A 15,357-nucleotide genomic window follows, 5' to 3' on the forward strand; every position below is an offset into this window, starting at 1 on the left:
CCATCAGCTAACGATAAGTACTGCAACTCTCGTTCGGGACTTGCACCCTATAGATATAGAACATGCCTGACACACACAAAAAAGCAGCCGTCCCAAAAACCGGAACGGCTGCTCAGAGCTAACAGCTGATCGCTAAAAGCTATTTCAAATCAAAGCGGTCGAGGTTCATTACCTTGGTCCACACAGCTACAAAATCTTTTACGAATTTGTCCTGAGCATCAGCACTGCCATATACTTCTGCAACTGCTCTCAGTTCAGCGTGCGATCCGAATACCAGATCCGCACGGGTTGCAGTCCATTTAGGCTGGCCAGTACTGCGATCTGAACCCAGGTAATTCTGACGATCACCGGAAGTGGATTTCCAAGCCGTACGCATATCGAGCAGATTCACGAAGAAATCGTTGGTCAATTGGCCGGGTCTGGTTGTGAAAACGCCATTTTTCGAGCCGTCGTAATTGATATCCAATACACGCAAGCCTCCCAGAAGTACTGTCAGTTCCGGTGCAGTCAAAGTCAGCAGATGCGCTTTGTCGATCAGAATTTCTTCTGTTGAAACACTTAGTCTGCCTTTGCTGTAACTACGGAAACCGTCGGCCAGCGGCTCCAGATGTCCTACTGATTCCACATCTGTTTGTTCCTGTGTTGCGTCTGTACGACCTGGAGTAAACGGAACGGTTACCGTAAAGCCCGAAGCTTTTTCTATTGCTGCACCACCTGCAAGCACGATTAAATCGGCAATAGATATCTTTTTCCCTGAGGACTGATTGGTATTGAATTCATTTTGAATACCTTCCAATACCTTCAATACTTTTTGTAATTGCTGAGGATTATTTACTTTCCAATCCTTCTGAGGCGACAAACGAATACGTGCACCGTTGGCACCTCCGCGTTTATCGGAGCCACGGAACGTACTTGCAGAGGCCCATGCTGTTGCCACAAGTTCAGAAACACTCAGACCCGACGCCAGTATAGTTTGTTTCAGATCCGATGCGTCATTGCTGTCTATCAATACGTGGTCTACTGCCGGTAGAGGATCCTGCCAAATCAATACTTCTTCGGGCACATCCGCTCCCAGGTAACGCTCTCTCGGTCCCATATCACGGTGTGTCAACTTAAACCAGGCACGCGCGAAGGCATCAGCAAAAGCATCAGGATTTTCAAGGAAATTCCTGGATATCTTTTCATAAACCGGATCAAATCTCAATGAAAGGTCGGTGGTAAGCATCGTTGGTGCATGCAATTTAGAACTGTCAAAAGCATCGGGAATGATTCCGCCGGCATCCTTCGCTACCCACTGATGTGCACCCGCCGGACTTTTGGTGAGCTCCCATTCGAAGCCAAACAGGTTTTCGAAAAAGTTATTGCTCCATTGTGTCGGTGTAGTCGTCCATATCACTTCCAGACCGCTTGTGATGGTATCAGCACCATGACCTGTGCCATATTTATTAGCCCATCCAAGACCTTGCAATTCCAGATCAGCCGCTTCCGGTTCTTTGCCAACGTTATCCGATGGTGCAGCACCATGCGTTTTACCGAAGCTATGTCCCCCGGCAATCAGCGCTACGGTTTCCTCATCATTCATCGCCATCCTTCCGAATGTAACGCGTATATCGTGTGCAGCAGCAACGGGATCAGGGTTTCCGTTCGGACCTTCGGGGTTTACATAAATCAAACCCATGTGAGCCGCACCAAGTGGTTGCTCCAGACTTTTAGAGTGAATATAGCCATCTGCATCATCATCAGAAACCAACACACCGTTGTCATCAACTCCCTTTGAACCATGCGCATAACGTTTGTCATTACCCAGCCATGTGGTCTCCGATCCCCAGTATACGTCCTCATCTGCTTCCCAGGCATCCGCACGTCCACCAGCAAAGCCAAACGTCTTAAAGCCCATGGATTCAAGCGCGATATTCCCTGAAAGAATCAGCAAATCAGCCCATGATAAGTTCCGACCATATTTTTGTTTAATTGGCCATAACAGGCGGCGTGCCTTATCCAAACTTACGTTATCCGGCCAGCTGTTCAACGGAGCAAACCGCTGCTGCCCGGAACCTGCTCCTCCTCTGCCATCTGTTACGCGGTAAGTTCCTGCACTGTGCCATGCCATACGGATAAACAGCGGACCATAGTGACCGAAATCCGCAGGCCACCAGTCTTGCGAATCCGTCATCAGCGCATGAAGGTCTTGCTTCACTGCTTCCAGATCCAGACTTTTAAATGCTTCTGCATAGTTGAATTCCTCACCGAACGGATTAGTAAGCGAAGAATGCTGACGGAGAATGTTCACTTTAAGCTGATTAGGCCACCAGTCAGGGTTCCGTGTTCCTCCTCCTGCCACATTGTGATTTAAGGTACCGTTGTGAAACGGGCATTTACTGATGTCGTTTGATTCTTTTTCCATTTTTACGAGTTCATGTTTAAAATCTGTCAATCGCCTTCCGGATTATCAGGCAGTGCAATAAAATTATACCATGCGCTTAAATAATCATAATTGATTTATTTTATGAAATGATAGTTAAAATCTATTTCAACTGACCAGTAGAGACCTTAGACATCACATCTCAATCGCTCTGAACAGACAATATATGTATACCCTTAAAATCAAATATCAGAATAAGGTGGAGGTATAACTGTAGTTACGGTGCATGTCAATGACAAGTTGCCCGTCAGTTAATGTACCACCGCCGTTTACCCCATCCTTGTGCATGGAGTCCTGTCCCAAAATTGCCAGATTCGAATCGGTAATTACATCAAAGCTATCGAGCTCCTTTAAAATGTAGCCGGATTCGGTAGCCACGATGGCGATTTCTTTATTCTCCACAACCTCTTGCTCCTGGTTGAGTGAAGGAAGCGTTCCGAAATACTCAGTAATCACAAGCGTACCTTTATAAATTCCGCTAAAATCATTTACAGGATCTACAGTCGGTTTATCTTTGTCTTTGCAACTAAAAAGTACGATAGCAAATAATACAAAGCTCACGATCCCCAACTTTTTGTAAAAGCTCGTAAATTTCATGTGTGTAGGATTTTCGTTTAAAATTGTTGGTTTTTAGAGGTAACCATTCATATCACAACCAAAAGCTATTTACGAGGTTGATATACCCCCGAACGGATCAACTTTATACAATCTACTTTCTTCTTTCCCACGTTCAAAACTATAACGATGCAACAATCTTTTCCCGACGCAGCCCGACTACAACCGTCTTCTGACGCTCTTAATATCATTCTGAAGAATACCCACTTCGGCGACCACATTTTGAAAGATGCCAAAAAAGTAAAGCTACGTATTGACTTCCGGTACCCGATAGCGACAGCCGTAATCAGATTTGGTGAAGCCTATTATGATTTTATTCTGCCGCTCCGGTTGTCATACACCAATACTGCAATAACCGATTGGTTAAATCAGACTTCCCCTTCGATCAAGTTGGTACTTGCCGATCCTGTGATAACGGATCAACTTTCAATCTTACCCTTCACACTTGATGAAAACGAACGCGAAAAATTACGTGTGAACATTAAAGAGCAAGCTGACCTTTCGCCGCTGAGGTTGGGTGAAATAGAAAACCAGATATACGCTGATGTGAACTCCTTCTTTAGAGATCATTAAGCATTCATGCTGAAGTGGCAGATGAAGTTGGTATGACAAAAGTGCAAAGAATACAGAAGAGACTTTCCAGCAATATCGGCTTTGTATCTACCTGGACAAATGTGCGATAATGCCATACCCGCGTACATTCTTTCCATCAATCAAAGCACCTTTCCTGAAAGCATCAGGGCCACCTTTGCTATCAATTTCCAAAATATGAACAGTTTGATCCGCATGACTTTTAAGAAATGTAGTGTATTTACTGTCAGAAATAAATGGCATTTTGGCAATGCGTGCATCGGATTTCGGGACGTTATATCTTTGGATTTTTTTAGACTCCAGATCCAGTCTGCCGAAGAAATAATGGTCATTTTCCGAGTCGACCCAACCTTTCATTTTTGTATCGTCAAATAATATGGCCATGGCCTTATCCGAACCCAGATAATCCAGCTGCATAATATTGACCGGTTGCTTCAACGCACCAGACAAATCGAACAGGTAATCCTTATCAAACGACGTCTGATCTTTTTTGATCCTGAGAATCCCGCCGTAAACATCATTGTCTGAAATTGTGCCCATAACTGCACCACGACAGGCGGCAATATAAAGATCGCCGTTTGCTGACTTTACAAAACCATTGGTGGAAACAATTCCCAATTCCGCCGATATCAGATCAGTAGAAACCAGCTGAGGATTGATCATCCCCGGATAATCGAAAACGACTACATGAGCTCCTTTGGCAAAATTACCCTTGAAGTCATAATAAACAGTTCCCATAATTAATTTACCCGCATGTAGCACAGCACGACCGATATTGGACTTCCACGCCATATCGTGACTCTGTTCCATAAAAGGCAGCTGATAAATTCCGCTTGCCGATATTTTCAGATCAGGTATACTGATTGTAAGCCATTTAACTTCCGGCTCTCCCCATTTGACGGGATCCATGATCAATATTGTAGTGCTATCCAGAAGATTCTGCGAGTAGGCCTGTTCGGTTACATAACCAGCCACCGAAATCCCTGCTTTCTCCACCAATGCCCCATCAGGGTCAATTTCATATTGAAAGAACTTCTTTTCCGGCTGACTAAAGAAGTAGATATAATTATCAGAACGAATCAGACTTTTGGCGTCATATTGCCGTCCCTTATCACTCGCATCAATCCTCTTTCCAAACAGACTATCCGTCGGTATCACACAACTTACGCCGTCAATACTTAATCCTAAAGAATAATGTCGCGGAGAGCCCGAAGAACCATCCTGATTAGAATCACACCCTAAAAAAAGTAAAAGTCCTAAAATAGACCAGAGATGACTGAATCGATGGTAATGCATTGAATGTAGTAGAAAACTTATTGTACGGCAAATTAAAGCAACACTTTGCTCACATACAACAAAGAATACAGTACCTGACCGCAGTTTTACACAACTTGCTTGTGTATCATTTTCTTGCGGGGACCTCTTCCCGATTTTTTTCTTCCTAAAAATATGACCAGACCCGTAACAGGCAGAGAAGCTGCGACCAGACTGGCAAAGAATGCAAGTAATTTTCCGGTAAACCCTCCAATGCTCCCAACGTGGATGTAGTAGTTTATTCTACGGATTTTTTCTCCGTTTGACTGATCTGAGAAGAGTTGCGTTGCCAGAGCTTTACCGGTATACTGATCATAATAGAAATCATCTGATCGTGCATAGCCTGCTCCAAGTGTAGTTTCTACTGTAACACGAAGCGCATCGGTGCTACCGTTTGGACGGTAGACTCTTATTGCTCGGGCATAATCGGAACGCTGAGCGATTTTAACAAACAAACTATCTGCAACCTTGTAGAAACCCACTTTGTGAGAATTGCTATTTGATGTATCCGATTTTGGAATTTCAAAGGGAGCTGTTTCCGAGCCCGCATTGGCAATGAACTGAACAGAATTGTTCATCCATTCAAATGACCACACCAACCCTGTGATGGCAATAAAGATGGCAATCCAGGTCATGTAGAAGCCTGGCACATTGTGCAGATCGTAATTGATCCTTTTGGGCTTTGCATCCCATTTGATAGTGAACCTTTGCCTGTATCCTTTCCTGCTGCCTGGCTTCCATAGGATAATACCTGTGATCATCAACACTACAAAAATCAGTGTTGCGTAACTTACCATGTGCTGCCCAACCTCACCCATTCCCAACGAAATATGAATGTGGGTCATCAAAGTAAAAAAGGCATTTTGATAGTCAAAGTTGCTGACCACGGCACCGGTATAGGGATTCTGTAGGACTGCGTGGTACTTACGTGTAGAGTCCAGCGCCCACAAAGCACTGACCCTCTTTTCACCAGGATAGATGGTGTAGTAAGTTCTTGCTATTTTTTTCCCAGCGAGTGCGGAATCGGCTACGGCAAAAATTTGTGATGGTTTTGCCAGTGGCAGATTCACTTTTTCCACTTTCTGAAAAACACCATAGTCGAGCAGAGTACATATTTCTTCTTCAAAAACAAGTATACATCCCGTAAGACCCACAACCAGTACAACAGCACCGCTAAGCAGCCCCAACCATAAATGTACTTTACCCGCAAATTTTTTTAAATTCATAATCTTTCGCCATGTCGTTTTAAAACAATGTCCTGCCAATAGAGAAATCAGCAGGACATTTCTATGAATTTGTGAATTTCAATTCACCATTTTTGATTAAAGACTGTAACCTACCCGGAACATAAAACTCCGTGGAGCTCCCACGTAATAGCGTTCTGTAGCTCTTACCGCACCGGTATAGTAGCGTTTATTGGTAATATTATTAAGATTGAAGTTGAAGCTAACCCGATCAATTTTGTACGTCAGGGCGGCATCCAGCACAGTATAGGAAGGAGTCGATAAGGCTGGTGCCTGCAGCATAGGCGTCTCTGATGAGAAGTTGGCGCCAAAACCAAAACCCAGTCCTTTCAGCGCTCCTTGTTTTACCAATTCATACTTTGCCCAGATATTCCCCTGATGTTTCGGAGCAAGTCCCAAACGCTGCCCCACATTGGCTTCATTTAAATCTTTTGAGATTTGTGCATCATTATAGTTGTACGCTCCGCTCAACGAAAACGCCCGACTCACCTGTCCGTTAAATTCTAATTCAAATCCTTTTGAAGTAACTTCTCCCAGCTGTCTCCAGATACGGTCATTCGCATTGACAACGCCGGGGTTTGTCAGCTGAGTAACATTGGTTTTTTTAATCTGATACACGGCCGCTGTGAGTAATAGATTTTTCCCAAACAACTCCTGTTTTGCGCCAAACTCGAACTGATTACTGTATTCAGGTTTAAGGGTTCCCCCTCCTTCTACGCTACCGAATACGAGCGATCCTGATGATACAGGCTGAAAACCTGTGATGTACGAACCGTATACATGCGTATTGGAAGGTAAATTATAAGTAACACCGATTTTGGGCAACCAAGCGTTCTGGGATACGTCATTTTGTACAGGCGTCTGATAAGCAAGGCGGAAAGTGTAGGATTCAAATCGTAAACCAAGCAGTACTTTAAGTCTTTCTGTAAAGCTCACCTGATCCTGGAAATAAATTCCATTCGCAAAATCCCGCGTTTTATTCACCCGGTCGTAGGTGTAAGCGCTGAGTGGGTAAGTCGCACCGTCCAATGCACTACTGCTTTTGGCCGGATCGTACACATTTATACTTCCAATGTTCGTAGTTGTATTGCGATAGGTTCCCCAGTTGAACAAAGAAGCGTTATAGTCATAACCTACGAGTGCTTTGTGCGCGATTTTCCCTGAGTTAAAGTCGGCCGTCAGATAAGCTGTGATATTATCCGAATCAGTTTTGGAATCCCATTCTGCATAAGCTACACTGACACTGCTATCACCTGCCGACCAGGCTCTGTCGCCCAGATACACGTTCGCCACATGTCGCTTGTCATCCCAGGTCAGCAGGTCTTTCAAATAGGAGACATTCAATGTCAACACTTTACCTAACTTTTGACTCGCAGATATATTCAGAGAAGTCGTAGATGTTTTGTTACGATCACCCATTTGTAATACCGAAAATCCGATTGGTGTCTGGTCTATGGATTTACCTTTAAACGGAAAAAGGCCGTCGTGCTCCATCGTTGTCAGCCGGGTATGATTTAAATCAACGTTAATACGTGTACCGTCCTTTGGTAAAAAAGAAAAAGAGTGAGCCACCGTAAAACCATTATCCTTCATGTTGGTATACCACGTATCGCTGTTCTGCCCGAATACATTTATCCGATAAAGAATTTTACCGTCTTCCGTTACCTTACCGGTAAAATCAAGATCTCCTCTTACGGTATTGAAGCTACCCACACTGAACGAAACAGCCTGCTTTTTATCGGCCAATGGCTTTTTTGTAACCAGATTCACCACACCACCAGGACTCATGTTCCCGAACATGGATGACGACGGTCCTTTCACGACCTCGTAACTTTCTACAACCGGTGAAATAGCCGGGAAGCGGTAATTTTCATTCAAAGTTCTGAGTCCGTTAATGAGTCGGGTGGTGCTTACAAAGCCGCGTATGACAACAGAGCGACCATTGTTGGTAACCCGTACGTTGGTGTTGCGGGCAATATCATCAAATCGCACCGCCTGCCGGTCGCGTATCAGCGCCTGCGTGATCGTGGATACCGTACTCGGAATTTCCGTTACCGGTATTGCGCTCTTGGTTGCAGCAAAGGAATAGTCAGACTTATAACCGCTGTCGCGACGGCCTGTTACCTCTACGGTTTGCAGCTGAACCATATCTGTTTGTAAGGTAATCCTGATTTCAGTCTGCTCACCAGCGCGAATCTCGACTTTTTCATTTAAGGATGTGTAACCAACCATACTGGCCGAAAGCGTATAATGACCTGGTTCTAAGGATGGAAACAGAAACTGACCCTCTGTGTCGGCAACTGCGCCTGAATTCCCTTTTTTAAGTACCAAAGTTGCTCCGACAGCCGCAGCTCCGTCGGCGGTCACCACGATTCCCTTTAAGCTGCCGGTTTGTTGAGCAAAGAGCTCTCTTGCACTTATACATAAGACCAGGAGCGAAATCAGTATTCTGTAAACTGTAATGTTTTTGAGCATTGAAGTATATTATATTTAATTAAACTGAATTGAAATAATAAAAAGGGACACGATGAAGCACCGAAGTTTCGATTCTTCACTATTCAGATCGGAGTGTGTAAACGTCAGATACTGTAATCTTTGAATGCCATAATGCGAATCCTTGGCGGAAGATCCTGTAGCTGCTGCGCATTGACCACCAGTATTTCGTCAGGTGCGTGTTGCTGGCTCAATAAGCCAACGTAATAGGTTTGCTGTGACTGAATCCGTACACGTCTGCCGGACGAGACTTCAGCGTCGTGAGCACGGAAATTGATGAGTAAATCAGCCGCAGATGAGTTGACCATTTTTATAGAACCACTAAAATCCAGATTTCCTCTACGTCGTTTTAATTCTCCCTGCACACTGCTATGTGGTTCCAGATAAAAGTCCATTGAGGCAGTGGTACTCCGGAATTGATCGGGATGGACACCGGATGTAAAATCAATAAATGCTGGCTGGTTCCCAAGAAAAAAATAACCTGACATCGCAGCCAGCATTACAAATACGGAAGCAGCCGCCACAAAGCGAAATACAGGATTAAAGAAAAGTCCTTTTGATGGAATCTGCTTATTGCCTACATGCTGTGACAGTGATGCCCATATATGAGTATCCATCTCTGCCAATTCGCCATCTGATAACGCAGTAGGTTCATCTCCGGAGGAATTCAACCATTGCTCTACCAGCAGCTTTTCTTCTGCAGTGCAGTTTCCGGATGCATATCTTTCTAAAAGGTCCTTGTCCATAGCTTTTAAAGACTGGTCAAAACATACCAGCCTTCTATAAGTTGATTAAAGGCACGATTCCCCTTACTGAAGCAGGAAAATTTAGAAAGTAAATTCGTTTAGCTGGCTGCGCAGGTATTTGAGCGCTTTAGAAAGGTGGGCTTCAACTGTTTTCTCAGAGATATTCAGGAGAGAAGCTATTTCCTTGTTGGACAACCCCTTATCTCTGCTGAGATTAAATACTTGCCGACATTGCGGGGGCAATTCTGATGTCAATAATTCAATGCGACTTTTTAGCTCCGAGAAACCAATTTGCTGTTCGGTGGTGTTAGCCTGTGAATTTTGGCGGGAAGCAATGATGGATAAATGCTTTTGACGAATTACAGAAGTACGTAAATGTTCCAGGGAGGAAAGCTTTACTGCACGAACCATGTAATGCTCAATATCCGAATGTAGGTCCAAAACATCCCGTCTTTCCCAAACTGAAAGAAAAACATTGTGTACAATCTCACGTGCCACTTCCTCATCGCCGACAACATTGTAACATATTGTACAAAGTTTCTTTACATACTGCTTGTAAACCTGTTCAAACCATTCCCGGGAGATCATATCCTGTACTTCATGAAATAAATAGTGGTCTGAAAAGTCGTTGCCGGGCACAAATGTATGTTAAAAAGTAATTATTTAGATTAATTATAATTAATAATTTTTAGCATTCGATTTCTTCTTTTATCAATTCATCTATCTCTCAACAATCCTGAGCTGTTATTTTTTCAAACCACTCAGTACACATTCAATCAGCATTTTGTTGGCAGGCGACTGCGTATTGTAATTTCCTCCGGTCACCACAGCGACCATATTTTGCTCCGGCCAGATGAAAATGCGCTGTCCGCCATTTCCCTTTGCTGCCATGCCGTCATACCTGATACCCGAAGCCGTTAATGATTCGCGCCACCACAAATAGCCATAATCTATACCATCAACGACAGCATGTTTCATAAGTGATTGAGCCACGTACTGCTTAGGAAGAATTTGGGTTCCTTTCCAATTACCTCCGTTCAGGTAAAGCAAGCACAGCTTCGCCATGTCGCGCGGTTTCAGGTAAACCTGTCCGAAATCATCCTGATGCTGCTGATCTGTAATGAAATCCCATCTGAAATTTTTGACACCAAGCGGGCCAAACAGGTATTTTCCGGCAAAATCATACAGGCTTGATTTCGAAGACTTTTCGACAATTTTGCCCAGCACGATCGTATTGCCTGAGCAATAGTCTGCTTTATCTCCCGGCTCTCCCGCCATGGGTAAATCCAGTATGGTCTTTACCCAATCAGCTGTCCTGTAAATTTTCGTCTCGTTTCCCGGAGAGTTGGAGTCATAATCGTTACATGCTAATCCCGACTGCTGAGTGAGCATATTTTTGATTGTAATAGCTTCTTTCTGTGGAGTAAGATTCCGGAATTGATAATCCGGAAAATAAGTTAATACCTTATCATCCAGACTCTTTATAAAACCATTTGAAACAGCAGCGCCAACCAGTGCTGACGTAAAGGTCTTACTCGCCGATCTCAGCTCATGTAATTTATCAGCATGATATTCGTAGAAATATTCTTCAAGAATCAGTTTACCGTCCTTGATGAGAAGCACACTATGTATATTCGGATACGTGCCGTCGATAATGCGATCTATCATCTTATGAATCAGGTCCGCGTCGAGGTCTGAGCCTGCCAACGAACCCACGGGCAGCCCGTCTTTCCGAGCCACGGGAGCCTTGTAAGCATAGCTGTATCCTAAAGGCTTCGCATACCAGATACTGTCTGAGAAGGTGACCTTGTTAGTTAGCAACTTGTACAACTTATCGGGTTGCCCGTCCTTTACTTTGTATCCCGAAATGTGCTTTGCATCGCTGAGAAATTCCACCTCCTGATTTCCACCATTCAGAAAGATGTCTTTTTTGAAGGGACGAAGCTTGTATCTGGCTGCTCCTATCAATGCATAGAGCATGGTATCCTTCGGCGACGCGGCGATCTGAAGCGTAGAGTTCCCGATATATTCATAGGTTCCTTCCCATTTTTTAAGGTCAGAAAAGTCTGCCTTATATGCAGACTGAGCCTGAACTCCCTCAGCACAAATCGGGAAGATCAGCAATAGTAAAATAAGTCGTGACATACAACCAGAAAAAATGATGTGATACACTATTTAGCGGCTAATGTAATCATTTTCAGCAATCTGTATATGTCACGATTAATTTTTACATCATAAGAAAAGGATCCTTAAATGAAAGACCAGATTCCATCTGAATAATCTCCGTTTGTGTGCATAAGCAAGCATTCAACTCTGATGTAATTTGCTGCTGATCAATATCCTGACCAATCATCACGAGTTCATTCATCCGGTCTCCAAAACGTCCCCATCGACTCTGAATTGTATCACGATTCCCGATATATGCCTGGTACCGCATTCGCTCTTTCAAACTCATACTCGCCCACCACACTCCCGCAGATTCACTTCTGACCGAACCACCGGCCTGACTCCAGTTGAAAGCCTGATCCGGACGCGATGCCAGCCAGAATAGTCCTTTACTTCTGATGACTCCCGCAGGCCATTGTCCCTGTATATAATTCCAGAAACGCTCAGGATGGAAAGGTTTTTCCTGGCGATAAACAAATGAGCTAATGCCGTACTCCTGTGTTTCAGGTACATGCCCTCCCCGATCTGCAAGTTCCAGTTCACGGATCCATCCGGCAGACTGCTCAGCGCGGTCATAGTCAAACAGACCTGTATTGACAATCTGGTTCAGATCAATTTTACCGAAACTGCTTTCTATAATTTTTGCCCCGGGATTCAAAGCTTTGATGATGGCTGATAACTCCTTCAGTCTTGTTCTGCTTACCAGATCTGTCTTGTTCAGCAAAATCACATCGGCAAACTCAATCTGGTCGGTGAGAAGATTCACAATCGTACGGTGATCAGGGTCCTCACTCAGGTTTCTTGAAGTGACCGTATCAATGGATCCGAAATCAGAAGCAAAATTCAATGCGTCCACCACTGTCACCATGCAGTCGATCGTAGCGAACCGCGATAGATCAATCCCACTTTGTTCATCTACAAAACTAAAGGTTTGCGCCACTGGAACAGGCTCTGAGATTCCCGTGCTTTCAATCAGCAGGTAATCGAAACGGTTTTCACGCGCAAGCTTCTCTACCTCAATCACCAGATCTTCCCGCAGCGTACAGCAAATACAACCGTTCGACATTTCCACAAGTCGCTCCTCGGTCCGGCTCAGCGTATTCTGACTTTCAATAAGCTGAGCATCGATGTTTACTTCGCTCATGTCGTTGACAATCACAGCGACCTTTAGGCCCTGTTTGTTATGAAGTATGTGATTGAGCAAGGTCGTCTTCCCTGCTCCCAAAAATCCGCTGAGGACTGTAACAGGTATTTTCTTTGGGTTCATAGTGATAAATTACAAATGCAACAATGTTGCAAATATAATTGACTCTACTTTATAAATGCAACATTGTTGCAAATAAAATAGAATTCAATAAAAATGCCGGTCTGCAAGAATTGGAAACATACCGGCAAATTCATTAGCTCACTTCATCCCCATCAAATCACCTTCAACCCACCGTCCAGCTGATACGTTTTTCCTTTCTCTGTCGGTACTGTCACGACTTTGTCTTTATAACGGATCACACATTTCCCTCCGGCCTTTGACTTTACTTTTACACTTTCCAGCTGATTGTTTTTCCAGGACATCTGCAATTCAAATGCACCCCTCGTAATCAATCCTGACACTTTTCCTTCCGGTAGTGCAGAAGGAAGCGCGGGGAGTAAATGAATTTCGCCCAAGTGGCTCTGAACCAATGTTTCCAGAATGCCCGCTGCACCGCCAAAATTACCATCGATCTGAAACGGAGGATGTGCGTCAAACAGGTTCGGATAAGAACCACCACCGCCTTTTTTCACGGAGGCGTCCATAATGGGATTGAACAGTTTGCGGATCATCGTATAGGCATGATCGCCATCAAGAAACCGCGCCCAATAATTAATTTTCCAGGCAAGGCTCCATCCAGTACCATCATCACCACGGAATTCCAGCGATTTTTTAGCAGCATCCAAAAGTTGCGGCGTGCCCGATGGCGTAATCTCTTCTCCGGGGTATACGCCCCACAAATGGCTTACATGACGATGGTGACTTGTTGTATCGTCAATATCGGTGGTCCATTCCTGTAATTGCCCTGCTCTGCCAATTTGATTCGGAGCAATTTTTGATTTCAAATCCTTTAATTTCTGAGCAAATAGCTGATCGGTATTTAATATCGAAGCCGACTCAATACATGCCTGAAACAATCCGCGAATGATCTGGTGATCCATCGTGGGACCAGCCACCAGCCCGCCCGTTTCAGGAGAGTTGGAAGGAGAACTGATCAGGTAGCCCGTTTTCGGATCTTCAACCAAAAATGCAGTAAAGAATTCTGCAGCCTTTTTCATCAGCGGATAACCAGTCGTTTTCAAAAACGCCTTATCCTGAGTGTACCGGTAATGTTCCCACAAATGAAGACTTAGCCACGCACCACCCGTAACCCAGATTCCATGATCGGAAGCGTTGATCGGAGCCGCACCGCGCCATACATCCGTATTATGATGCACAAGCCAGCCCGGCGCCTGATAATACTCCTTAGCCACCTCGGCTCCGGTTACAGAAAGGTCTTTAATCATACTAAAAAGAGGCTGATGGCACTCAGTCAAATTGGTCATTTCGGCGGGCCAATAATTCATTTCTGTATTGATATTGACCGTATACTTGCTGTCCCAGGATGGTTTGAGTTTATCATTCCATTTTCCCTGTAAATTCGCCGGATGTGTTCCCGGCCTGCTGCTTGCGATCAGCAAATAGCGCGCGTACTGGACATAGAGTGCCAAAAAAGACGGGTCTGAAGGATTGGACTTAAAGGCAAGTAAACGCTGATCCGTTGGCAAAGAAGAACTGGCTCCTCCGGGAAGTGTCAGGTTAAATCTTGAAAAAAGTGCCTGATAATCCTGAATGTGCTGACTGCGTGCCTGATCGTAGAGAAGAGCTTTAGTGAGCACCGCATTCACAACTTGCTCAGGCTTTCCGTTGACATGATTATAATCAATGTAATTGGTTGCTGCTGACAGAATTAATGTAGCACTACCCGCACCCTTCACCTTTAAAATCCCGTTTTCTGACGAGATTTTTCCGTCCGTAAGTACCTTTATTGTACTAACTCCATACAAAGCACCATCCTGAACCTTCACCTGCAATGTGACTTCATTACCTTTCACATTTACAATCTTATCAGCATGCAAGGCGTCAAACCGTATTCCAAAGTCCAGGCTTGCCTTCTTGTCAGTTTTGAGGTGAATGTAAATAGCCTTGGCGGGATAGCTGGCAAAAATCTCTCTCGTATAACGCGCGCCACCACTCTGGTAAGAAACAGTACTAATTCCTTTTACCAGATCCAGTTCCCGCTGGTAATTCGTGGAATCGGTATGAGTCGGAAAATCCAGATATACATCTCCGAAAGGCTGATAAGCCATCTGCCGAACCGGATCGCCCATAAACTCGGCAAACGCCAATTTTTCAGCCTCCTTTTGATTGCCTTCATTCAATAAAGTACGAATCTGACCGAGATGTTTGTATGCACCTTTTTTGGCATAACTACGTGGTTTTCCAGTCCATAACGTTTCCTCATTAAACTGAATACGTTCGGATTTAACACCACCAAACACCATGGCTGCCAGAGAGCCATTTCCAACCGGCAGGGCGTCTTCCCATTGCGCGGAAGGTTTGGTATACCAAAGTTTAAGATCGTTTTGCGAAAACACACGACCACTCAAAACACATTGCAGTAAAAGACAAAAACAGAGACTGCGGTAAAAAACAGAAAACATACACAAGAAATTTAGATCATCAATTAGACATTATCAC

The 15,357-nt window shown here is 44.3% G+C and carries 11 protein-coding genes; 1 reads left to right on the forward strand and 10 read right to left on the reverse strand.

All coding sequences use genetic code 11. The features are described from left to right. Positions 1-139 precede the first annotated feature (139 nt). On the reverse strand, positions 140-2,404 hold the full coding sequence (katG, locus tag DSL64_RS27665; protein WP_115834214.1) for a catalase/peroxidase HPI: 2,265 nt from the start codon (positions 2,402-2,404) through the stop codon (positions 140-142). A gap of 207 nt (positions 2,405-2,611) precedes the next feature. Next, positions 2,612-3,019 (reverse strand): hypothetical protein, encoded by a 408-nt coding sequence (locus tag DSL64_RS27670; RefSeq protein ID WP_115834215.1) that lies wholly within the window; start codon positions 3,017-3,019, stop codon positions 2,612-2,614. 147 nt (positions 3,020-3,166) lie between these two features. Between DSL64_RS27670 and DSL64_RS27675 the strand changes: the two genes are divergently transcribed. Continuing rightward, on the forward strand, positions 3,167-3,610 hold the full coding sequence (locus tag DSL64_RS27675; RefSeq protein ID WP_115834216.1) for a hypothetical protein: 444 nt from the start codon (positions 3,167-3,169) through the stop codon (positions 3,608-3,610). An 87-nt stretch (positions 3,611-3,697) separates the two neighbouring features. On the opposite strand, the gene DSL64_RS27680 is transcribed toward DSL64_RS27675, so the two are convergent. The 8 genes from DSL64_RS27680 to DSL64_RS27715 form a co-directional block, all read right to left on the reverse strand. Continuing rightward, positions 3,698-4,924, reverse strand: coding sequence for a DUF4374 domain-containing protein (locus DSL64_RS27680; RefSeq protein WP_147300431.1), 1,227 nt, complete (start codon positions 4,922-4,924; stop codon positions 3,698-3,700). Positions 4,925-5,010: 86 nt separating this feature from the next. Further along, positions 5,011-6,168 carry a PepSY-associated TM helix domain-containing protein gene (locus tag DSL64_RS27685; RefSeq protein WP_115834218.1) on the reverse strand — a complete coding sequence of 386 codons (1,158 nt, stop codon included), beginning with the start codon at positions 6,166-6,168 and terminating at the stop codon, positions 5,011-5,013. A 96-nt stretch (positions 6,169-6,264) separates the two neighbouring features. After that, entirely contained in the window at positions 6,265-8,661 is a 2,397-nt protein-coding gene (locus tag DSL64_RS27690; RefSeq protein ID WP_115834219.1) for a TonB-dependent receptor, read from the reverse strand. 104 nt (positions 8,662-8,765) lie between these two features. Further along, entirely contained in the window at positions 8,766-9,425 is a 660-nt protein-coding gene (locus DSL64_RS27695; RefSeq protein WP_115834220.1) for a hypothetical protein, read from the reverse strand. An 81-nt stretch (positions 9,426-9,506) separates the two neighbouring features. After that, positions 9,507-10,064: an RNA polymerase sigma-70 factor gene (locus tag DSL64_RS27700; protein WP_147300432.1), complete on the reverse strand. Its 558-nt coding sequence runs from the start codon at positions 10,062-10,064 to the stop codon at positions 9,507-9,509. Between the two features lie 105 nt (positions 10,065-10,169). Further along, positions 10,170-11,570, reverse strand: a complete 1,401-nt coding sequence (locus DSL64_RS27705; protein ID WP_115834222.1) for a serine hydrolase domain-containing protein — start codon at positions 11,568-11,570, stop codon at positions 10,170-10,172. A gap of 82 nt (positions 11,571-11,652) precedes the next feature. Next, on the reverse strand, positions 11,653-12,858 hold the full coding sequence (locus tag DSL64_RS27710) for a GTP-binding protein (RefSeq protein WP_115834223.1): 1,206 nt from the start codon (positions 12,856-12,858) through the stop codon (positions 11,653-11,655). A gap of 152 nt (positions 12,859-13,010) precedes the next feature. Then, a complete protein-coding gene (locus tag DSL64_RS27715) occupies positions 13,011-15,320 on the reverse strand; it encodes a glycoside hydrolase family 95 protein (RefSeq protein WP_115834224.1) in 2,310 nt (769 codons plus the stop codon). Positions 15,321-15,357 lie beyond the last annotated feature (37 nt).

The sequence above is a fragment of the Dyadobacter luteus genome, assembly GCF_003383615.1.
GTDB classification, from domain to species: Bacteria; Bacteroidota; Bacteroidia; order Cytophagales; family Spirosomataceae; genus Dyadobacter; species Dyadobacter luteus.

What these genes read in the sequence shown, in the direction of transcription:
- katG (WP_115834214.1), bottom strand. Translation starts at nt 2,404, where the DNA reads ATGGAAAAAGAATCAAACGACATCAGTAAATGCCCGTTTCACAACGGT.
- DSL64_RS27670 (WP_115834215.1), bottom strand. Translation starts at nt 3,019, where the DNA reads ATGAAATTTACGAGCTTTTACAAAAAGTTGGGGATCGTGAGCTTTGTA.
- DSL64_RS27675 (WP_115834216.1), top strand. Translation starts at nt 3,167, where the DNA reads ATGCAACAATCTTTTCCCGACGCAGCCCGACTACAACCGTCTTCTGAC.
- DSL64_RS27680 (WP_147300431.1), bottom strand. Translation starts at nt 4,924, where the DNA reads ATGCATTACCATCGATTCAGTCATCTCTGGTCTATTTTAGGACTTTTA.
- DSL64_RS27685 (WP_115834218.1), bottom strand. Translation starts at nt 6,168, where the DNA reads ATGAATTTAAAAAAATTTGCGGGTAAAGTACATTTATGGTTGGGGCTG.
- DSL64_RS27690 (WP_115834219.1), bottom strand. Translation starts at nt 8,661, where the DNA reads ATGCTCAAAAACATTACAGTTTACAGAATACTGATTTCGCTCCTGGTC.
- DSL64_RS27695 (WP_115834220.1), bottom strand. Translation starts at nt 9,425, where the DNA reads ATGGACAAGGACCTTTTAGAAAGATATGCATCCGGAAACTGCACTGCA.
- DSL64_RS27705 (WP_115834222.1), bottom strand. Translation starts at nt 11,570, where the DNA reads ATGTCACGACTTATTTTACTATTGCTGATCTTCCCGATTTGTGCTGAG.
- DSL64_RS27710 (WP_115834223.1), bottom strand. Translation starts at nt 12,858, where the DNA reads ATGAACCCAAAGAAAATACCTGTTACAGTCCTCAGCGGATTTTTGGGA.
- DSL64_RS27715 (WP_115834224.1), bottom strand. Translation starts at nt 15,320, where the DNA reads ATGTTTTCTGTTTTTTACCGCAGTCTCTGTTTTTGTCTTTTACTGCAA.